The sequence below is a fragment of the Vicinamibacterales bacterium genome, from assembly GCA_036504215.1.
GTDB lineage: Bacteria > Acidobacteriota > Vicinamibacteria > Vicinamibacterales > Fen-181 > FEN-299.
The window spans coordinates 1-20,574 of sequence record DASXVO010000017.1 but is presented as its reverse complement, the minus strand read 5'-3'; the positions used below and the strand labels follow the sequence as shown (position 1 = coordinate 20,574).

The 20,574-nt window shown below is 65.5% G+C and carries 21 protein-coding genes; 10 read left to right on the top strand and 11 right to left on the bottom strand.

Translation table 11 applies throughout. The features are described 5' to 3' along the window. Positions 1-235, top strand: a 235-nt coding sequence (gene rpmE, locus VGK32_04235; GenBank protein HEY3380950.1) for a 50S ribosomal protein L31, incomplete at its 5' end; no start/stop codon positions are given. 49 nt (positions 236-284) lie between these two features. Here the strand turns inward: rpmE and VGK32_04230 are convergent. The 8 genes from VGK32_04230 to VGK32_04195 all read right to left on the bottom strand — a co-directional run bounded on the left by VGK32_04230 (position 285) and on the right by VGK32_04195 (position 10,428). Beyond that, entirely contained in the window at positions 285-815 is a 531-nt protein-coding gene (locus VGK32_04230; GenBank protein ID HEY3380949.1) for a MerR family transcriptional regulator, read from the bottom strand. 128 nt (positions 816-943) lie between these two features. Continuing rightward, positions 944-2,299, bottom strand: coding sequence for an aminotransferase class I/II-fold pyridoxal phosphate-dependent enzyme (locus tag VGK32_04225; protein ID HEY3380948.1), 1,356 nt, complete (start codon positions 2,297-2,299; stop codon positions 944-946). Between the two features lie 208 nt (positions 2,300-2,507). Next, positions 2,508-3,938 (bottom strand): ribonuclease H-like domain-containing protein, encoded by a 1,431-nt coding sequence (locus tag VGK32_04220; protein HEY3380947.1) that lies wholly within the window; start codon positions 3,936-3,938, stop codon positions 2,508-2,510. A 2-nt stretch (positions 3,939-3,940) separates the two neighbouring features. Further along, the gene (locus tag VGK32_04215) at positions 3,941-6,496 is read right to left on the bottom strand and encodes a DEAD/DEAH box helicase (GenBank protein HEY3380946.1); all 2,556 of its coding nucleotides are present in this window, start codon (positions 6,494-6,496) and stop codon (positions 3,941-3,943) included. Positions 6,497-6,540: 44 nt separating this feature from the next. Next, positions 6,541-7,629, bottom strand: coding sequence for a galactokinase (gene galK / locus VGK32_04210; GenBank protein HEY3380945.1), 1,089 nt, complete (start codon positions 7,627-7,629; stop codon positions 6,541-6,543). Between the two features lie 18 nt (positions 7,630-7,647). Next, positions 7,648-8,733, bottom strand: coding sequence for a galactose-1-phosphate uridylyltransferase (galT, locus tag VGK32_04205; GenBank protein ID HEY3380944.1), 1,086 nt, complete (start codon positions 8,731-8,733; stop codon positions 7,648-7,650). Positions 8,734-8,790: 57 nt separating this feature from the next. Beyond that, on the bottom strand, positions 8,791-9,570 hold the full coding sequence (locus VGK32_04200) for an SDR family oxidoreductase (protein ID HEY3380943.1): 780 nt from the start codon (positions 9,568-9,570) through the stop codon (positions 8,791-8,793). Between the two features lie 15 nt (positions 9,571-9,585). Next, the gene (locus tag VGK32_04195; GenBank protein HEY3380942.1) at positions 9,586-10,428 is read right to left on the bottom strand and encodes an alpha/beta fold hydrolase; all 843 of its coding nucleotides are present in this window, start codon (positions 10,426-10,428) and stop codon (positions 9,586-9,588) included. A 226-nt stretch (positions 10,429-10,654) separates the two neighbouring features. Between VGK32_04195 and VGK32_04190 the strand changes: the two genes are divergently transcribed. The 4 genes from VGK32_04190 (at position 10,655) to VGK32_04175 (ending at position 13,887) form a co-directional block, all read left to right on the top strand. Then, positions 10,655-11,023 carry a hypothetical protein gene (locus VGK32_04190; GenBank protein ID HEY3380941.1) on the top strand — a complete coding sequence of 123 codons (369 nt, stop codon included), beginning with the start codon at positions 10,655-10,657 and terminating at the stop codon, positions 11,021-11,023. Positions 11,024-11,800: 777 nt separating this feature from the next. Next, positions 11,801-12,463: a hypothetical protein gene (locus VGK32_04185; protein ID HEY3380940.1), complete on the top strand. Its 663-nt coding sequence runs from the start codon at positions 11,801-11,803 to the stop codon at positions 12,461-12,463. Positions 12,464-12,580: 117 nt separating this feature from the next. Beyond that, positions 12,581-13,222, top strand: a complete 642-nt coding sequence (locus VGK32_04180) for a hypothetical protein (protein HEY3380939.1) — start codon at positions 12,581-12,583, stop codon at positions 13,220-13,222. 257 nt (positions 13,223-13,479) lie between these two features. Continuing rightward, on the top strand, positions 13,480-13,887 hold the full coding sequence (locus VGK32_04175) for a hypothetical protein (protein ID HEY3380938.1): 408 nt from the start codon (positions 13,480-13,482) through the stop codon (positions 13,885-13,887). Between the two features lie 35 nt (positions 13,888-13,922). On the opposite strand, the gene VGK32_04170 is transcribed toward VGK32_04175, so the two are convergent. Both VGK32_04170 and VGK32_04165 read right to left on the bottom strand, forming a co-directional pair. Beyond that, a complete protein-coding gene (locus VGK32_04170; protein HEY3380937.1) occupies positions 13,923-14,135 on the bottom strand; it encodes a type II toxin-antitoxin system HicA family toxin in 213 nt (70 codons plus the stop codon). Beyond that, positions 14,132-14,344 (bottom strand): type II toxin-antitoxin system HicB family antitoxin, encoded by a 213-nt coding sequence (locus VGK32_04165; GenBank protein HEY3380936.1) that lies wholly within the window; start codon positions 14,342-14,344, stop codon positions 14,132-14,134. The genes VGK32_04170 and VGK32_04165 overlap by 4 nt, the downstream gene beginning before the upstream one ends. A 132-nt stretch (positions 14,345-14,476) precedes the next feature. Here VGK32_04165 and VGK32_04160 point away from each other — a divergent pair, with 132 nt between their 5' ends. Next, a complete protein-coding gene (locus VGK32_04160; protein ID HEY3380935.1) occupies positions 14,477-14,851 on the top strand; it encodes a hypothetical protein in 375 nt (124 codons plus the stop codon). An 11-nt stretch (positions 14,852-14,862) separates the two neighbouring features. Here VGK32_04160 and VGK32_04155 read toward each other — a convergent pair whose 3' ends face one another. Continuing rightward, positions 14,863-16,620, bottom strand: coding sequence for a transposase (locus VGK32_04155; protein HEY3380934.1), 1,758 nt, complete (start codon positions 16,618-16,620; stop codon positions 14,863-14,865). Between the two features lie 448 nt (positions 16,621-17,068). On the opposite strand from VGK32_04155, the gene VGK32_04150 reads away from it, so the two are divergent. The 4 genes from VGK32_04150 to VGK32_04135 all read left to right on the top strand — a co-directional run bounded on the left by VGK32_04150 (position 17,069) and on the right by VGK32_04135 (position 20,298). Further along, the gene (locus tag VGK32_04150) at positions 17,069-17,458 is read left to right on the top strand and encodes a hypothetical protein (protein HEY3380933.1); all 390 of its coding nucleotides are present in this window, start codon (positions 17,069-17,071) and stop codon (positions 17,456-17,458) included. A 129-nt stretch (positions 17,459-17,587) separates the two neighbouring features. Then, positions 17,588-18,370, top strand: coding sequence for a response regulator (locus tag VGK32_04145; protein ID HEY3380932.1), 783 nt, complete (start codon positions 17,588-17,590; stop codon positions 18,368-18,370). A 99-nt stretch (positions 18,371-18,469) separates the two neighbouring features. Further along, positions 18,470-19,552, top strand: coding sequence for a hypothetical protein (locus VGK32_04140; GenBank protein HEY3380931.1), 1,083 nt, complete (start codon positions 18,470-18,472; stop codon positions 19,550-19,552). Positions 19,553-19,668: 116 nt separating this feature from the next. Further along, positions 19,669-20,298 carry a hypothetical protein gene (locus VGK32_04135; GenBank protein ID HEY3380930.1) on the top strand — a complete coding sequence of 210 codons (630 nt, stop codon included), beginning with the start codon at positions 19,669-19,671 and terminating at the stop codon, positions 20,296-20,298. Positions 20,299-20,574 lie beyond the last annotated feature (276 nt).

Below are 20,574 nucleotides of genomic sequence, written 5' to 3'. Positions count from 1 at the left end.
CGGGGCCACCTGGAAGACCCGCTCGACCAAGGACGAGCTCCGCCTGGAAATCTGCTCGCAGTGCCACCCGTTCTTCACCGGCCGTCAGAAGCTGATTGACACCGAGGGCCGCGTTGAGCGGTTCACGAAGAAATTTGGCGTGCAGACATCCGAGAGCCGCAGGCAGGCCGAAAAGGCCAAGAAGGCTGCCGCCAAGGGCACGACCGAGCCGGCCGCGCCTGCGCCTACCGCGTAGCTGTTGCTGGAAAAGGGGCGGGCCAGACGACCCGCCCCACAGATTTCCCCTATCCCTTCCCGCCCTTCTTCGACCACTCCCGGATCTTCTTGATCTCGTCGACCGGGATGTGCAGGAACTCGAGGAACTCCTGGTGTTCCGCTGGCGCCGAGCGTTCGAACTCGACGTGCCAGGCGTGCATCTGATCGTCGGAGAACCCGCAGCCCTTCATGATGCCGACCCACTTCTCCTTGGTGATCATCTCTGCTCTCCTGAACCCTTTGTGCTCGAGGAGCCTGAGGATTCCCCGCTGATGGCTGCGCAGTGTCTCGATCTCCGCATCCAGCTCCAGCAACCGTCGCTGCAGCACGGACGCCGCGTCACTGGTGGCGTGGCCCAGCACCGACCGGATATCAGCAAGGCTCAGGCCCACATGGCGATAGGCGCAGATCTGCCGAAGGCGCTCGGTGTCCTTCTCGCCGTACTGCCGGTAGTTGCCGAGCGTCCTCCCGGACGGCTTCAGCAACCCGATCGACTCGTAGTACAGCACGGTGCTGCGACTGAGGCCGCAGCGACGGGCAAGTCCGGTCACGGTCAACATGGGCTGATCCGAGGATGAACCCTGCAGTGATAGACAGGTCAATACGGGGATCGAGAAAAGTGCTGGGTGCGTCCGTCAGCACCGCACCTCCAGCACCCCCAGCACCCGTGGCACCTTCAGCACCTGACTTACCTGTATCCCTCGTGGAACCTCGCCAGTCGCTCGACCACCTGTTCAATCTTCCGCGTCGGCGGCAGGATCGTCGTGCGGAAGTGTGCCGTTCCCGGAATCTGCCCAAACCCCGATCCCGGCACCACGCAGATGCCGGTCTGGTCGAGCAGCGCCATGCAGTACTCCTCGTCGCTTCGTCCGGCCGGCAGCGTGATCCGCGGGAACGCGTACATGGCGCCGGCGACGACGTTGCACTGAATCCCCGGAATTCTGTTGAGACCGTCGGCAAGCAGCGCCGCGCGCGTCTTCAGCTCCCCGAGAATGCCGTCTCGCTCGTGTGCGTACGTCTCGTACGACGGTTCACCGGCCTTCGGCGGATGCACCATGCAGTACACCGCGGCCTGGCCCGTCAGGTTCGAGCACAGCGACACCGACTGCAGCTTCGTGATCTGCGCCACCACGTCTGCAGGGATGTTGCGGACTTCCATGTACCCGCCGCGCTGGCCACATTCACCCAGGAATCCCTTCGAGCAGGAGTGGAAGCTGAAGAGACTGACGTCGGTCTCCGCCTTCTCGGTCATCACCTTCGCGAACGAGACGAACCGGTCGCCGCTCAGGTAGACGTTTTCCTGATAGACCTCGTCGGCGAGAATCGCGAGGCCGTGTTCCTTCGCGAACTCGATGAGCATGCCGATATTGCCGCGATCCAGCACCGAGCCCGTCGGGTTGCCCGGATTGAGCACGCAGATCGCCTTGACCCTGACGCCGTAGCGCCTGGCCTCGTCGAGGCTGTCCTGGAGCATCTTCCTGCTGAGCCTCCAGTCATGGCCTTCATCCAGGTAGTAGCCGACCTGCTTGCCCTCGTAGAGCGTGAGCGTCGCACTGTAGAGCGGATACTGCGGGATGGGAATCATGATTCCGTCGTGCGGCCCGCTGATGAGGATGCGCAGCGCCGTCTGCACGCCCTTCGACGCCCCGTCGGTCAGGTAGATGGCCTCGACATCCACCTCGATCCCGTCGCGCTGGTGGATGAACTCCGCGACGGCTTCCCGGATGTAGCGCACGCCCTTGCTCTCGGAGTACGCACCCAGCCCGTGGCGCGTGCCCTTCAGCAATCGTTGCGCCGCCTCGATGACATCCGAAGGAAACAGGGAGGCGGCCCGGCCGATCAACTCGGGGTACTGGCAGAGCGCGAGCACCTGGCGCAGGTAGGTCAGAGGCTTCTGCTCGAGCGCCTGCGGGTTGCCGATATTGCAGTAGATGATCTCGCGGCCCTGCCGTTCGAGATCCTGCGCACGCGCCACGATGGGACCGCGCACGGCGTACTCGGTTTCGAGAACCGCCCGGCCCAGGTCTTTGAGCTGAATCGTCACGGATGAGTCCTTTCGCGAAGCGCCCGATGATAGCACGGTGAGGACGGGCGGGACGCCCGTGCCACTCCGGCCATCTGAGTGAGGACGGGCGGAACACCCGTGCCACTCCGGCCATCTGAGTGAGGACGGGCGGAACACCCGTGCCACTCCGACCACCTGAGTGGGACGGGCGTCACGCCCGTCCTCGTCCGGCCGTGGCGACGCATCACTACCAGCCGGGGATGTCGCTGTCGGGAGGCGATTGCGGGCCGCGCGTCAGCTTCCGATCGAGCCGGCCGAGCCGGTGCTGGACGTCCTCGGAGTGCCGGGCGTCGTGGGCCAGGTCGAGCGCGCGGCGCGCGAAGGTCCGAGCGGCCTCGAGGTCCTTCGCACGGTGTTCGTGGTGGACGGCCAGCGCTTCCAGCGCCTCGCGTCTGACGTCGACGTCGAGGCCGACGATCTCCGACAGCTCGCGCCACGCCTCCGCCGCTGCCTGGAACCTGCGGGTGCGCCGGAGGTGCCGGGCCAGCCAGTGGAGGGACTCGGCACGCGCCAGCCGGTCGAGTTCGATCTCGATCGTGCCGTCGCGAGTGGCCGCCGCCACGTAACAGCGCTCGGCGTCCGGCAGCCGGCCGAGGTACTCGTACAGCCGGCCGAGGGCCAGACAATCGTGACGGTCGCGTGCGGCCTCGGCTCCCTCCCGCACCATATCGAGGACGATGGCCATCACGGCGGCCAGCGACAGCAGGTCGAGCCGGTTGTGCTCGAGGACGCCCACGAGCCCTCGGGCGTCGCCGCTCCGCGCATAGGCGAAATACCGCGCCGGAATCTCGAAGCCGGGGACGTCGTCGACACGGTGGACCCCGAGGATGTCACGCTCGATCGCCGACAGCGCGCAACTCCCAGGCTCCTCGTCGCGCGTCAGCCGGCGACGCCAGAGCCGCCGCGCGGGGAACAGCATGTCGAGATGCGCCAGCTCGGTGAACGGTGATCGAGTTCGGTGGAACTGGTAGCGCGTGTCGATCAGCGGCACATCGAACGAGCGGCCGTTGTAGGTGACAAGGGTCGGGGCGTCGTACCCGGCGGCGAATTCACGAACCGTCTCCAGTTGTGCCCGCTCCTCGCCGTATCCGCGCAGGAAGAACTGGCGCGTGTGGAATCCACTCGTCGTGAAGAACCCGAACCCGGCGAGAAACGCCAACGTACCGGCGCCGCCGCTGAGACCGGTCGTCTCGAGGTCGAAGAACAGGAATGATGGGTGGCACGGGCGTCCCGCCGAGTGGCCCAAAGGTCCCGCCGAGTGGCCTAAAGGTCCCGCCGAGTGGCACGGGCGTCCCGCCCGTGAGGAGGCTCTGTCCTCTAGGAACCATGGCAGGCAGCCCACCGACGCCCGGGCGGCCCCGAGGTACCGTTCGACGAGATGATGCCCGTGCCGGAACGACAGATCGTAGTCGCGATCCACCACGACACATGCGCCGAGAAGCCCATCGAGGATCGTCCCGCCAAGCACGTCGAGCAACTCGGACGGGCGAGACGCCCGTCCCACTCCCTCAACCGCCCGGCCCTCTCCCGCAACCGCCCGGCCCACGGTGCCAGACGCCCGTCCATCTCGCGTCTTGAGAATCTCCTGGATGCGGGCGGCCAGCGCGGCGCGGTCCATGGTCAACTCGCGACCGCCGACAGCCGGGTGAGGATGTCGAGCGCCACGGTCTTCGCGAGCGGCCCGACTTCTCCGAGCGGCCCGACGCACGACGGGCAGCCAGACTCGCACGGACACCCGATGATGAGGTCACGCGTCCTGCCGACGAGCGGCTGACGCATCGTGAAGAGCGGCTCGGACAGGCCGATGCCGCCAGGATAGTTGTCGTAGACGAAAACGCGCGGCTCGTCGTAGTCCACCGGCTCCTGCCCGGCGCCGCGTCCCCGCCCGCGAGTCGAGACGCCTTCGCCGACCGCCGCGCCGGCCGTCACGTCCATCGCCGTCCCGTTGCCAATCGACACGCCGATGTCGTGTCGATCGCACATCAGGAGCAACTGCGCGATCTGTCGCATCGCGAACGCGAGGCCCATCACGCCGTCACGCCGGTCATCCCCCCCGTACGGCAGCGAGGTCATCAGGCCGCGCGGGATGGTGAACCAGCAACCGGTCGTGTGCATCTCCTGTTCGGGAAGATCGAGCTCGCCGGAGCCGACGTTCTCGTTCGTGTAGAACTTGATCTTCTTGAAACCGACGACGCGCGACACGACGTGAACCTCGCCGTGCGACCACGGGGCAGGGATGGGGCCCTGCCGCACCAGTGTCTTCGGACGCTCAACCGGGTCAGCAACGGCAGCACCAGGATCCGTCTCGAATGTGTCGAGGATTGTCACACGGTCGTAGCGGATGGCGTCGGTGTAGTAGTCGCAATCCACCTGCCGCACGAACGCCTTCCGGTTCTCGAAATCGAGCCGCTCCACCTGATAGAGCGTGCCCTCGACGAGATAGATCGCCTTTTCGTGGAGGGTCGACGGCGCGCTCGTGAAGTCGGTCTCGCCGATGACGCGCGTGTGGTCCGTGGTGTCGACGATGACGAAGTTGTCCGAGGAGACCGACCGCAGGCTGATGGCGTCGGCCGGATAGGATTCATTCGTCCAGTGCCAGTGGGCCTCATCGTCCGGCGCCTGCGCCTCGGCGAGGTGGACGAGCCCCTCCTCCGCGAGGATCTGCAGGATGTCCTGCACGCTCTCGCGTCCGAACACCTCGGCGGTGCCGAACGGCAGCTCGAACGCCGCGCACTTGATGTGCGCCAGCAGGATTTGGAGGTTGTCCGGATTGATGAGCGCGTGCTCGGGAGACGCGTCGAAGAAGTAGGACGGGTTTCGCACGACGTACTGGTCGAGCGGCGCGCTGCTGGCGACGAGCACCGCAGCCGATGGGCCGGCACGCCGGCCGGCCCGGCCGGCCCGCTGCCACGTTGCCGCGATCGTGCCCGGGTAGCCGGCGAGCACGGCGACGTCGAGCGCCCCGATGTCGATCCCCAGTTCGAGCGCGCTCGTCGCGACGACCGCGCGAACCTCGCCGTCGCGCAGCCCTTTCTCGATTTCCCTTCTCCGGTTCGGCAGGTATCCGCCGCGATACCCGCGCACCACATCGTCCGCGCCCGGTGGCCCCTGGAACGAGTCCTTCAGGTAGCGGGTGAGGACCTCGGTCACCAGCCGGCTCTGCGCGAACACGATCAACTGGAGGCCGCGCCGCAGGAATTCGAGCGCCACGCGCCTGGTCTCCTGCGTGTAGGACCGCCGGATGCCGAGTTGCTTGTTGACGATCGGCGGGTTGACGAAGAAGAAGTACTTCTCGCCCCGGGGCGCCCCGCTCTCCTCGACGAGCTCGAACGGCTGCTCGGTGAGCCGCTCCGCCAGCTCGCGCGGGTTCGCAATCGTCGCCGACGAGCAGATGAACAGCGGGTCCGAACCGTAGTGACGGCACACGCGCCGCAACCGTCGCAGCACGTTGGCCAGGTGGCTGCCGAACACGCCGCGGTACGCGTGCAGCTCGTCGATGACGATGAAGCGGAGGTTCTCGAAGAGGCGCGCCCACTTCGGGTGGTGCGGCAGGATGCCCGAGTGGAGCATGTCGGGGTTGGTGAGAATCACTTGCGCGCGCGACCGGATCGCGCGCCGCGCATCCTGCGGCGTGTCGCCGTCGTAGGTGAAGACGCCGAGATCCAGTCCGGCCGCCTCGTTGATGACCTGGGCCAGGCGGTCGAGTTCCGCGAGCTGGTCCTGCGCCAGAGCCTTCGTCGGGAACAGGTAGAGCGCCCGGGTTGCCGGGTCGCGCAGGATCTCGTTGAGGACCGGAATGTTGTAGCACAGCGTCTTGCCAGAGGCCGTCGGCGTGGTGACGACGACGTGCTGGCGATCGAGCGCGTGGGCGACGGCAGCAGCCTGGTGGGTGTAGAGCTCCCGGATGCCGCGACTGGCGAGCGCCGAGACGAGGCGCGGATCGACCCCGGCGGGCATCGGCGCGCAAATCGGATCGGCAGGCGGCATCCGCCGGACAGCGGTGATGATCTCGTCGGGCGAGTCGGGCTGGTCCCTGTGCCAGGACGGGACGAGATGGTGGATCGCCGCCTGGAGCGCCTGCTCGCGGGAGATGCCCCCGCCCTCGGGAGCCCGGAGCGCCAGCAGGTCGGACTCCTGGCGCCCTCCTTCATCCGCGTCGTGCCGTCGCCTGGGCATGGGGCATCGTACCAGTGCGTGACGGGACGATCAAGAGGCGAAAGTCAGGCCGGCACGAGCACGGTCGGCCTCTGGCGGGTCTTCTCCGCGTAATGGCTGGCGATGCGGGCGGCCACGTCGACAGCGTGGCCCGGACGGGCCAGCATCACGACCGAGCCGCCAAAGCCGCCGCCCGTCAGGCGGGCGCCGTAGACGTCGGGTTCGGCGCGCGCCAGGTCGACGAGGAGGTCGATCTCCGGAATCGAAACCTCGTAGTCGTCGCGCATCGAGTCGTGCGAGGCGTAGAACAGCCGGCCGAGTTCCGCCAGGTCGCCGGACCGCATGACGCGCACGGCGGCCAGCACACGATCGTCCTCGGTGACGACGTGGCGCGCGCGACGGCCGAGCGGGTCTGGAAGTTCCATCACCCGCGGCACATCCTTCACGTCCAGGTCGCGCAGTTGCTTCACGCCGAGACGCCTCGCCGCCTCCTCGCACTCGGCGCGGCGCGTCCGGTAGTCACCCTTCGCGTGGTTGTGGGCGACGCCCGAGTTGAGCACGATCAATTCCGCGTCGGGCGGCAGGGGAACGACGCTCCAATCGAGCGAGCGTGTATCGAGGAATAGCGCCTGGCCGTCGCTGGCCAGCGTGCACGCCATCTGATCCATCACGCCCACCGGCGCCCCGACGAACTCGTTTTCGGCGCGCTGACCAAGGAGCGCCAGCCTGACGTCGTCGAACGTCAGCGCGAACGTGTCACGCAGCGCACGGAGCATGGCCACCTCGAGCGCGGCGCTCGACGACAGGCCGCTGCCAAGCGGCACGGTGGACTCAATCCGCACGTCGATGCCGCCGATCTCGAAACCCGCGTCGCCCAAAACCCAGGTGATGCCCTGGACGTAGTCCGCCCAGGCACCGCGTCGCTGCTCCGAACCGAGGGTGTACTGAAACGGTGACCGCGCACCGACGTTGGCGCTCCACACGCGAACGGTCCGGTCCGACCGACGCGCGATTTCGACCGTGGTGCGCTGCGGGATGACGGTCGGCAACACGAACCCGCCGTTGTAGTCGGTGTGCTCACCGATCAAGTTCACGCGTCCCGGCGCGCTCACGCGCAACTCCGGTGCCTCACCGAACAGTTGTTCAAATGTCATAGCCACAGTGAAACAACACTACTCCAGCACCACGTTCACGGCCTGCAGTTCCTTCGCCTTCTCCTCCGGCAGCGTGTCGGCGGTGAAGACGCCGGCACCCATCTCGCTTCCCGCAAGGTACTTCAGACGGCCGGGCATGCGGTAGGCCGGATAGAACTCCACGTGGAGATGGGCCTCGGGGTGAGGCTGGCCGTCGGTCGGCGCCTGGTGGATCGACATGATGTACGGGAAGGGCTTCGACCAGAGGCCGTCGTACTTCAGCAGCACCGTCTTCAGCGCCCGCGCGAAGTCGGCGCGCTCCTCCGCGTCGAGCGCCGCGATCGACGCCGCAGGCCGCCGTGTCGCAATCCACACCTCGTACGAGTAGCGCGCGAACACCGGAATGAACGCGGCCACATGTTCACCGCGGTACAGCACGCGTCGCCCGTCGTCGAGTTCCTGCCGGACGATGTCCTCGAGCAGGCCGCGGCCGTGCGCCTGGAGGTAGTCCGATTGCTGGCGGAGTTCGCGCGCGGGAATCGGCGGCACGAACGGGTACGCGTAGATCTGCCCGTGCGGATGGTTGAGGGTGACGCCCACTTCCACGCCGCGGTTCTCGAACTCGAAGACGTACTCCACGTCGTCACGTCGGCCCAACTCGACATACCGATCCGCCCACACCTCGGCGATGAGCTCGAGACGGTCGAGCGGCAAGGCGCCGAGGGACGTCTTCGGGTTCTGCGTGAAGACGACGACCTCGCAGGTGCCGCGGCCCGGCCGCGTCGGTACCGAGATCGCAGGCGGCTCGTGGGCGGTGGCGACCAGCGTCGGGAAGAGGTTCTCGAACACGGCCACTTCCCACGGCCCGGCGGGCAACTCCGTTGGATGCGCAGGGTCGGTGGTGACCGCGAGCGGGTTGTATTCGGCCGGCGGCAGGAACGTCCGATTCTGGCGATGGCTGGCGTAGGCGATCCATTCGCCGCGCAGCGGGTGCCAGCGGAGGTGGCTGTTCGGTTCACGCGGCGCGCTCGACGGACTCGGCGCCGTCAGATCATCCGTCAGAGGCGCGTGCGCGTAGAGAATCAGTGCCCGTCCATCGGGCTTGCTCAACACGGTCTTGTGCATTGTCGTGGTCATCCGTGGAGCCGTCTGGGCAACGCAGGCCGAGATCGCACCAAGTAGTCAGATGTTCGATCTCGACTGGCACCCATCGACGGTGACGCAGGCGCCGCTGATCCAGCTTGCCCGTGGAGACGCCAGGAACGCCACGACGTCACCGAGTTCTTCCGTCCGGCCGAAACGGCCGAACGGCAATTCGCGCCGCACGAACTCGGCGATGCCCTGGGGGTCTGCCTGCTGCCGCTTCCACCATGAGCCACCCTCGAAGAGAAACGAACCCGGCGCCACGCTGTTGACGCGGATGTTATCGGCGGCCAGTTGCTGGGCCAGCGACTTTGCGAGGCCGATCTCGGCGGCCTTGACCGCGTTGTACGTCATCCGGCCGCCGGCTTCACGTCCGAAGATCGACGCAATCATCACGATCGCGCCTCCGCCGCGCGCCCGCATCGCCGGCACCGCCAGCCGGCTGGCACGAATCGCGGGGTAGAGCGTGAAGTCGAATGCTTCCTGCCAATCCGCGTCCGTGGTCTCGAGCAGACCGCTGCCGCGCGCAAGGCCGAGACTATTCACCAGGATGTCGAGGCCGCCGAACCGGCTGAGGATCTGCGCGAAGACCTCCTCCATGCCGGCCGTCTCCGTCAGGTCTGCGCGAATTGCCTGAATTGCGTCGGGCCGCGTCGCCACGGTCGTCAGTTCGGCGGCCGCACGCTGCAGTTGTTCCTCGCCGCGCGCGCAGATGCACACGCGACACCCTTCGGCGACGAGCGCGCGGGCGCTGGCCAGTCCGAGGCCGCGGCTCGAGCCGGTCACGAGGGCGACTTTGTCGGTCAGTTGAAGATCCATAATGGGCTCTGGGCTCTAGGCTTCGAATCTCGCTTGGAGGAACCGCGCGAGCGCGGCGTTGAATGCCGCGGGTTGCTCGAGGTTCGACAGGTGTCCCGCCTCGGGAATCACCTCGAGGTCGGCACCAGGAATTCGGCCGTGCATCTGGCGCGCCACGTCCACTCCCGTTATCGTATCCTCATCGCCCGCCATCACGAGCGTCGGACACGCAATTCCCGGGAGCAGCGGCGTCGAATCCGGCCGGTCGCGCAGCCGCTCGATGGCCGCGGCGACGGCATCGGGCGATTGCGCCGACGCCAGCACCCGCACTCGTTCGACGACGGCCGGCCGGGTGGCCCGCGTCGTGCCGCCGAGAAGTGTCGGCAGCATGCGTTCGACGACGGCCGCGGAGCCCTGGGTGCGGGCGAGGTCGAGCATCGAAGCGCGGTTGGCCCTGGCGGCCTCGGTGTCGGCGTCGGCGCGCGTGTCGGCGAGGACGAGGCCCCGAAGTCGCGCCGGCGCACGGCGCAGCAGACCGAACGCCGCGTAGCCACCCATCGACAGACCTGACACGACCACCGTGTCGATTCCGAGGTGATCGAGCAGCGCGATGACATTGTCCACGTAGTCATCGATTGATGGCGGCGCTGAGGAGTTGCGCGCCGGCGCGGCGTGGTCTGGCAGCGACTTCCCGAAACCACGAAGATCCGGCGCGATGGCACGCCATCCGGCTGGCAGCGCGTCGAGTTGGGGCTGCCACATGCCGGCGTCGAGGGGGAACGCGTGCAGGAACAGGATCGTGCCCGCGTCGGGCGCGCCCGGCGAGCGGACGTCGTGGTAGGAGATCACGTGGTCGCGGTGCTGGAAGGTATGGCGCATCTCGGCAAGATGATACAGGACAGTCGGAGAAGTCCGTCAGTCGGAGACGTCTGTCAGTCGGGGGCGTCTGTCAGTCGGAGAACTGCGTCAGTCAGGTGTCAGGAGTCAGAATGCAAAGTGGGAAGCGAGGAGTGAGAAATGGGAGGCAGGATGGCGATTCGGGAACCTGGATCACCTCTGCGGCTACTAATGCGGTAAGGACGCGGGTTTGGAACGCGAGGCGCCAATGCTGACTGCCGCAACGCTGGGAATGGCCGCTTACGGCGTGTATTCCGTCGGGCTCGGGCTCGTCGGTTTCCTTGGCGTCTTCGGTCTCGACTGGTGGGCCGATCTTGCTCTGGTGGTGTTGGGGCTGCTGCTCCTACTCTCGTCGGCGCTCGTGCGCGTGCGGATGCCAGGCGGCCTGGCGCTTTCAATCGGTGCGATGTTCGCCCTACAGGCGTTGTCCCTCCACAACGACATGCACTTCTACCGCGCGATCCTCATCGTCCCGCAGGTTGCTCGTGGCATCCTCGCCGCCATTCTCGTCGCCCTGGCGTTCGTCGGCGCGGTCCGCGAAGGGCGGGCGGCCGCGACGCCCACTGTCGAGGAGTAGGGCGCGCGACGATCGAATCCGGCGGCGGCATTTTGCCGGACCAACTGGTCCTTCAGGAGGAATTCGCCGAACGACTGGAGCGACGGCTCGAGATCGCGCACGATGCACTTCGGCTCTCTGCCTATCCACGGAGCCGGCGTGTTAGGCCGCCCGCGGGCATTCCCGGTCACACGCCCCCAGAAACCGTGCAAGTCTCGATGCGAAAGCCGCTTGCCTCGGCCGTCCAACGGGGTAACAATGCGACGGCTGGACCAGGTGGACGGCCGGACGCTCAAACGGTTCTGCGGTCCGAGCCCGGAAAGCCCGCGTTCCACCTAAACGATGTTCGGTGGAATCGACGGAACGGACGATTGGCGAGCGGCGAGCGATTGCTCAAGGGAGCGGGCCCGGTGGCGAACCATGCGGCCCGCCTGCTCGGCTCGCCGCCGGGATCACGAACTCGGAGACGACAACCCGGACCACGGATCACGCCCCGAACATGCGGTTGCAGCCGTCGCCGCAAGGTCGGCCTGACCGCGCGGCGCGGCTGAACCTGCTCGTTAGGCGGATTGAATCGGAGGATTGACGGTGCGATGTCTCCTCGCCTGCGAGGTCTCGCCGCCGAGCGCCTTCGGATTGCCGGACGGGGACGTCCTCGTCATGCCGGCGCCGGGAGGACAGTTTCATGGGCCGTCGGTACATTCGAAGGCGGGCGTTCGCGTCACGCCTGGCACGCTCCCTCAGTACCGACTCCTCGAGTCACGACTCCATGTAGAGTGTGCGGCAGGCAAATCCCAAGTGCGTTTCATCGACAACGTCATAGAGATCCGGTATGAAGCGGAAGGTCGATCGACCGCGCTCGCCGAGGGCCTCCGGATCGTCGAAACCCTGCTCCAGCACTTGGCGCTTGAGCACGGCAAGTGCTTCACCGCTCGGCCGCTCTTCCTCGAAGACGAAGCAGAGAACCTGATCCCGCTGCCGATTATTCTGTTTCAGGGTACTGTGACGGTCTACGATCTCGCCGGTCTGGGCAATCAAGTGATCGAGGCAGCCGGGCGGGTCGGTGTTGACGACGCCGTACTGGAGAAGGCCCTCGACTACTACGAGCACGCGCTCTACCTCATGGGCGCCGGACCAGGGCCGAGTTGGGTCCCATCGACGTATCGGACTGCAGGCCACCTTGTCGCGGGGGCATTCCTGTTCCTCTGGAAAGCACTGTCTGCAATTGTCGGCGACCCTTCGATTGACGGCGACTATCAAAGACGCTATCGGACCCTGGGTCTTGATTACGTGTTCTTCCGCGACACCATCGAGGAGATCCGCCGTCTTCGAAACGAAGATGACGTTGCACACTATCGGCTTGACGCGACTGGTCTTGAAACGCTGAAGCAGCGTTTCGAAATGGCCCGAACCGCGGTCAGGCAGGTAATCATCGCGTATGTCGCGTACCTGCGCTCCTGAACTGACTGGGGACCGTGACGAACACGCCGCCTAACAAGGCGTTGCAGCCGTCGGCGCCCAGCGCGATCATGAGGCGTCGCGGCTGAACGCCGGACGTTGGGCAGACGGCCAGCACGAATGAACGCTATCAAGGCGCTTGTCGGCCTCGTTCTGATTCCTTTGTACCACCTACCGCGATTGGTCTGCCTTCTGCTTCTCGCGTCCTATGCCTTCGTGTTCAACAATCCGCACAACCTGACGGCCAGTCCTGCCGAGCACATCAAACGCGCCCGCCGGCTGCTTCGCGGCGGGAGGAACTCCGAGCTCCTCTACGCCGCCCTGGAGCTCCGGTTCGCCGTCGAGCGGATGGCTGATCATCAGCTGGCAATGGCGGAGGCCGCCTCCCGGCGAATGCTCGACCAAGTTGATCCGAAGAAGAAGATCCGCAACCTGAATCGGCTTGACGCGAACTCGCGCTATCCGCACGAAATCTACTTCGTGAACGCGGAAACGGGGCAACGCGTGCGGTGGGGTGAGTACAAACCGCTTGACGAGGCTCGTATCGGAAGTATCAAGGGCCGGCTCGGAGCCGTTCTGCATCCGAAGCGGGGCCTGTTACTGGGTGTCACTGACGATCCGTGGTATACCGACACGCGGCGTTTCCTTCAGGAGACGACGCAGTACCTGTCCGACCGATACAGGGACAACACGCCCTTCTTCGCGCTGGCCGGCGTCAAGGGAATCGAGATGCTGCGAATCGAAACGGATGAGACAGGATAGACGCTGCCCAACAACGCGCTGCACCCGACCGGCGCTGGCGGGTCGGCGCCGGCGGGTGAGCGCGAACGTTAGCCGGACGGCCAAAGGCAACGGACGACAAACGACCGTGATCGAGCGGAGACAGGGCCCGGCGGACCTACAGGTTGGTTTGAGGCGAGCGACGTCCGAAGCGACTCGGACGGGAGCCGCGGCCGTCGTGCAACAACCACGCGGCATCCAATGGCCCGAGCCCCGCCGGCAGCGGGTCGGATGACGAAATGGACAAGACGAACGCTTTCCTCGGCAACTGGCGAATCATCGAGACGGAACTGTGGGAGCTCGAAGACCTTGACTTGGCCACTCCCGCAAGCCTCAAGCTGAGCCGCAATCACGACGGGTACATCGCCTTCATTGCGTTGGAGGCCGAGGTCGACTATCGAGTTGTGGTTCGAGACGGACTGCCCGCCATCGAGTTCTCCTTCGATGGATTCGACGAGTGCGACCGAGTGGCGGGACGTGGTTGGGCCGTGTTGGACGGCGACTGCCTTCGCGGCCGGCTGTTCTTTCACCAGGGGGACGATTCGGCGTTTGTCGCACGACGAAAGGGCACGCACAAGTCACGAAGAACACCGGCTAACCAGGCGCTGCAGCCGACGGCGCCGACGAAACAGAGGCGCCGCGGCTGAGCGCGGTCGTTGGGCAGACAACACAGCAGTCGGAATCAGAGATCCTCGGGACGCAGGCCGGTGCGCTTCGCAACCCGAACGAGCATGCGGGGGCCAAGTTCTTCGTCGTCGTGCAAGGCAAACACGAAATCTGGCCAGTTCTCCCGTGAGAGGGTTCGGTGCGAACCAGACTGGCGTTTGAGCTTCCACCCGATTCGGAGCAGGGCTGCAAGGACGCGACGAGCTTTCGCGGACGGCCAGGTGCTCACGCGGCGAGGAACGAGACGTTCAGGAACTCGGCGGGGGCCTCAGCGTGATCGAGCCGTTCGGCAAGTACCCGGAGTGCGAGCGCCTGGACCCGGGCGATAGCCTCATCCCGCGTTGCGCCGTAACAGAGCACACCGGGAAGATCTGGAACCTCGCCAATCCAGCGACCGTCGTCTTCGAGTTCGAGTTCGATCCGGAAACTGAGGCTCACCAACGTACAGTAGCACGATCGCCAAGCCGCTGCCCAACATCGGCTTGCAGCCGACGCCGGCTGATGCGACCATGAGCCGCCGCGGCTGAAGCCGGGCGTTAGCCGCACGGTAGCGACGCAGAACGAACACAAATGACGCGCCTCTCCTATCGGCAATGCTCGCAGGCTCTTGTTGTCGCCGTCGTCGCGGCGATCTTGTGGGACCGATGGGTATTGGCTCCGGTCTTGGATGTCGTCACAATTCGGCAGTGGTGGCTCGTCGCAGACGGAGTGGCCCTCTTGGTCGGCGTCGCCTCGGGTTTCTGGACGCGCAGCGTATTCTTCTCTGTGGCGGCACTCATCAGCGGCATTCTGGCGGGTGGCATCTGGTCCGAGTGGAGCCCCGATCGCTACTTCGTGCCCAATCTGGTGAGGTCCATCCGCGACTCCCTGGACCTGGCATGGCCACGGGCCACTTGGGTGGTCGCCTCGGCTAGCCTCGATTTCCACGGTGCGGGAATTGGCTAACGCGCCGGGGTTCAGGCGAACCGGAGGAGGAGCGTCTTGCCGCCGAACCAGGGCATCGGCGTCGACGTGTCGGCCAAGCCGGAGGCGACGAGGTAGGGATTGTGCGCGCGTTTGTCGAAGGTGACGACAACCCGGTCCGCCTCGATGTCCACGCGAGCGGAGAGGTCGAGCAGGTTGCGAAAGAGACGTTTCGGCTGGGCGCGGGCGTATTCGCGGCCGATGCGCTGCGCCATGAGGCGATAGAGGGAGCCGGCCATCAACGTCAACTGGAGGTCGAAGTCGACCTTGAGCCCGACCATGGACGAGAGCGCGTCGAGGTGGAAGAACTGGATCGACTCGGAGATGTTGTTTTCGATGAGCATGCGCTGGGCGTAGCGCGTGATCAGGGTGGCCGGGCTGGTCTTCTCGTGATTTGTCATCAGGACAGTGGGCTCCTCGTGGCCCAAGTCGAGGATCGTCAGTTGCCGGATGGGCCCGTACCCGCGGAGCACCACCTGCTCGTCGAGGACGCGCGGGGTGCGGAACGTCCGGGTGACGGCGTCGAGCGTGATCCGGCGCCACGCCGAGGCGGGACGCCCGTAGATCTCGGCCAGCATCTGGCGGGAGCGGCGACGCAAGGTGATGAAGCGAATCCCCTGGTGGTCGAGGGCGGCGAGGTTCTCATGCGTCGTGAGTTGCGAGTCGAAGATCACTTCCGCCGGAAGGTGGCCGGTGTGGCGCTGCCAGAAGGCGACGAACGCGAGGATCTCGTTCGCCTGGTCGGCCTTGGGGATGCCGGCGTGGGCATAGCGGAAGACGCGCTGTTCGGCGTCGCGCGCGAGAAAGACCAGGATCCCGGGCTCGCGGCGGCTGCGCTGGGACAGGTAGTGCTTCTCAAGCGGTTCGGCGGCGCTATGGGCCGGCACGGTATGAAAGTCGAGGTCCAGGGAGGCGCCGGCGGGCAGGCCCGCCGTCTGGACTTGCCGGAACCAGGCGTCCATGATGCGCACATTGACGCGATGGTCGACGCGCGAACTGTAGGCCGCGAGGTACGATCGTTTCGGCACGACATTCAGGCCGGCGAAGACGGCGACCGCGGGGTCGAACACGAGATCCATGACGTGGCTCTTGCGTTCGGTGCCGAGGAGTTTCAGGGCCAGCAACGTGCGGAGCGCCTGCTCGGCGGGGATCATGCGGGACCCCGGCAAGGGGCCGGCCTCGACGACGGCGCGCAGGTCGAGGCCGTGCAGGAGCGGGACGAACAGGAACACGCCGGCGAGGGCCGTGCGAAACGTGCGCGGGGTGAGGTCGAGGCGACGCACATCCGCCACCTGCGCCACGTCGGGTTTCAGCGTCGGCGGCCGCTCCTCGTCGCGTCGGCGGGGCAACCGGGCGAACCCCTCTTCGCGGAGCACGACGGCCAAGGCGTTGACACTGACGGCCTGGCCGGACTGGGCCAGCTCGCGCTGAATGTCGTAGACCGAGAGATTGCGCTTGCGCAACGCCACGGCGCGATCCCGGACTTGGTCCCGGACGGGGGCGGTGCGTGGCCCGTGGTGGGCGCGTTGGAAGAAGCCGGCGCGTTTCTCGGCCTCGTGGCGGAACTGGTGACAGAGCACACGAAACGATCCCGCGGAGTAGGCAAACCGACGAGCCACGACATGCGACGGCTCGTGATCGACAAAGTAGGCGCGGAGGGCCTCGTACTGGCGGTGCACCGGTTCGGCGGGGGCGAGGAAGAACGAGGAGGCTTGGGTGTCTGTTAGTGCATTTCGAGGACTGTCAGACATGCACACATATTGCTACGTCGCTCCCCGTCTGTCAAGTGGCCGCCGAGCGCCCGCACGAGCAAGCGCGCCGGCCTCCGTGCACGCGGCTGCCGGGGCCTCTCGGGTCACGCGGGATGGCCAGGCGCCTGTGAACTCCTGTCTGCAGTAGTCATGAGAGACTCGCATTATCAGTCGTTGATATTGCTAACTCCACAGACGCAGACGCCCCACGCTGCCACCGGGCCGCGTGGGGAGGCCGGCGCGATCTCGTCGGTCGTGGGCGTCTGTGGAAATCGAGGCTAGCCTGGGAGCCTTGGCAGGTGCAGTCGCGCGGCGCTGTCAGAGTGCACCATGCGAAACGGACGGCGGTACCGAATTGCCGCCTAACACGCCGGTGCAGCCGACGAGCGGCGCGGACAAGTGAAGCCGCTCGCGGCTGAGCGGCAACGTTAGCCGACAAGAACAGCCCGTGAAACCACCGGATCACGTTCAGAACGTCGCTCAATGGCAGAACTACTGCCGCAAGATCTGGGCGAGGGCGGTTGATCTGCTTGAGGGTCGCCTGGGAGTGATCGATGCTGCGAGAGAACTGAGCAGACTCGCGTATTGGACGGATCTCAGGAGCGATGCCGATCTGACAACGTTTGTCGCTATCGACTCCGAAACCGACGCACTCCCGGTCGGCAACGTACGTCAGTACTGGTCCGCTGAGGCATTGCAGCGCAAGGATCCGGAGATCCGACACGCGGAACAGTTGTATCGTCAAGCGGCACTAGAGGCAGCGGAGCGGTTGACGAAGCGTTTCGCCTGGGCTCTCGATGCGCGGAACGAGCGTCGAGCCAAACGAACACTCGGCTAACAGCCGATTGGAGCCGACGCCCTGCGGCCGGCTCTGGCCGGCCTCCGGGTTCCGGTGCGGCCGTGCCATCATGAGGCCGCGCCGCGCGGCTCAATCGCAACGTTAGCCGCACGAAGGAAGAGACAAACCATGAACGAGGACACGAAGAACTTCGGCGACACTGCCAAGTCCCTGGCGCGAAACCCGCTCGGGATCATCGCGCTCTTCATCGTGCTTGTCTATGGCTTCGCCTCGCTCGTCACGGCGTTCGCGGGCTCGTTCACCTCGGTGGAGCGTCTCCCGCTCATCTACTTCTTGATCGCATTCCCCGTGCTGGTGCTTGTTGTCTTTTCTTGGCTCGTCAGCAAACACAGTGGAAAGCTGTTCGCGCCGAGCGACTTCAAGAACGAGGACAACTACGTCAAGATGCAGATGGCCGTCGTAGCGTCCCTCACCGCCGCCACTGCGAAAGGCGATACCCCAGCATCGGAGGCCCAGCTACACAAGATCGTGGAGACCGTTCGCGCAGCAGGCCCCGCCGCCGTCTCGAGCGGCGACAAGTGGAGGGATCACATTCTCTGGGTCGATGACCGCCCCGAGAACAACACCTACGAGCGCCAAGCGTTCGAGACCATGGGGCTCCGATTTACGTTGGCTTTGTCGACTGACGAGGCGTTCGAACGGCTTGCCCAAACGAAGTTCGCCGCGATCATCTCCGACATGGGCCGGCGCGAGGGGCCGCGCGAGGGCTATGTGCTGCTCGATCGGCTTCGGAGCGAAGGCGACCGCACACCGCTGTTCTTCTACGCCGCGTCGAATGCTCCCGAGCACAAGCGCGAGACGCGCGAACATGGCGGGCAGGGATGTACGAACAACGCTCAAGAACTATTTGAGATGGTCACTAGGGCTGTGATCCAGAGGCAAACGCTGTAGCGGAGGCTAACATGCGGCTGCACCCGACGCCGTCGGCCGCGGTCGTGCGCCGGCGCGGGTGAGCGCGATCGTTAGACGGCTCGAAAGGAAGCAGAAACGATGACCGAATCAGACAAGTCGAAAGCCTCATCGGACGCCGAGCTCCTGCCCTCGAGCGCCGCGAGCCCGCTGGTTTTCATAAGCCACGATGCCCGAGATGCTGAGCTCGCTGAAGCCTTCAGCAAGCTCCTCAAGAGCGTGAGCGCCGGAATGATCAAGACGTTCCGTTCGTCCGACAAGAAGGGCACCGAGGGCATCGATTTCGGCGAGGAGTGGTACAAGCGCCTGATGACTCAACTCCAATCCACTTCGGACGTGGTCTGCCTCTTCACGGAGCGAAGCCTCGACCGCCCGTGGATCCTCTTCGAAGCAGGTGTGGCCAAAGGGAAGTTGAATACTCCTGTTGTCGGCGTGGCGCTGGGCGTCCCTCTCAGCCGGGTGAGCGCCGGTCCGTTCTATCAGTTCATGAACATGGACGACAGCGAGGGGGACCTCACGAAACTCGTGAATCAACTCGCGCGGCGAGTTCCGAATCTCGAGCTCGACAGCGATGTCGTGAAGACGCAGGTAGCTGCCTTCAAAGCGACGGAAGCGGCCCTCCTCAAGAAGCTCACCCCTGGCAGCGCCAAAGCTGAGACGAAGGAGGAAGTGGACGAGAGCGCTGTTGCGAAGCTGGCTGAGGAAATGAAGGCGCTGCCGTCACGTGTCGCGGAGCGGCTGGCTGAAAGTGGAGATCCCTTCCGACGGAGACGCATGCGTCGGCTTCATCCGATGATGTTCGAAGAACTCATGCACATGTCGGGAGAACCTGGCGATCCTGTCTCCATCCTCATGGTGGCAAGTCTGGTCCGGGATGACATGCCCTGGCTCTACGAGTTGGCAATGGAGGTGTACAGGGCGGTCAAGGCAGGCAATGTCGAAGCCGTCGAACGTGAGATGCAGAGGCTCCGTCGATTCTCCGAGATGATGATGCGCGGTCCCTTCATGGAGGAGTTCGGATTCGGCGGGAAGGAGTCTCACATGTTCGCGATGGAGTTCCCGCAGATGCTTGAGCATATGCTTAGGCGCACCCTGGAGATGAAGAAGGAGCATCCTCGGCGAAAGCCACATAAACCACAGCCCGGCACGGCCCCAGCCGAGTGAGTGTGATTTGAAGAGCGACTGTGACCGCGCCGTCTAACAACCGTATCGGTTGCAGCGGACGGCGCTGCGCGCCGCCGCTGAACCGGAACGTTAGCGGGACGACAAGGGATGCGATTATGGACGAACAGGTCGAGTTGATCGTTGCATACGATCCGGGCGACCGCGAACGATACGAGAGCCGCGACCTGAGCTCGCTATTTCACCAAGATGGGTACCCCGTCGAGTTGTGGCATGGCATCTACAAGCGTGGCCGCTTTCCCGAGGTGGCAGTTCGGGCGGGCCTCAAGGCCCTCGGATTCACGGTATTGATCTCTGATCCGGGCATGCCCAACGGCGGCGGGTACATCCTGACGCACTACGCCGGGAAGCGTCGCAAAAGGGATCCGGCGTTTACGCGCATGTTCCAGTGGTTCCCGGAAGAACTGATTTGCAGGCTGAATCGCGAATGTGACCTGGTGAAGGGCGCCGTCTCCAGCAACACGGGCGGCGGAGACCCAGATCTCTTTGTCTCAGACGCCGCGGGCGACCGCTTCTTCGTTGAAGTTAAGGATCACGACGAGCTTCTGCCCAAGCAGAAGGCGACCTTCCACAAGATTTCGGAGATCCTCGTGTGCGATGTCCTTATTGCCAGGGTGGTCCCTGAACCGGGCGCAAAGCCCGGGGACCAACTCCAATTGATACGGCCGCCCGCTAACAAGGCGTTGCACCCGACACCGGCCGGCGCGGTCATGCGCCGGCGCGGGTGAACGCCGACGTTAGGCAGAACACAGAAGCGGAATCCGAACACGGAGCGGACCAGGACATGAGGCAATGGCCTCCGTGGTGGACATGGGAACTTGAGTTGAGTCCGCACCTGTTGAAGCGCATGGAAGACCGGCGCGTCACCGAGGTCGACCTGCGGCGTATGCTGGAGCATGCAGCGGGCTACCGTCCCGACGTCGCGCCACGTCGCTGGACCGTAGTCGCCCGCCACCGCCGGCGCGCGTGGGAAGTCATCGTCGAACCGCTACCGGCGGAGAAAC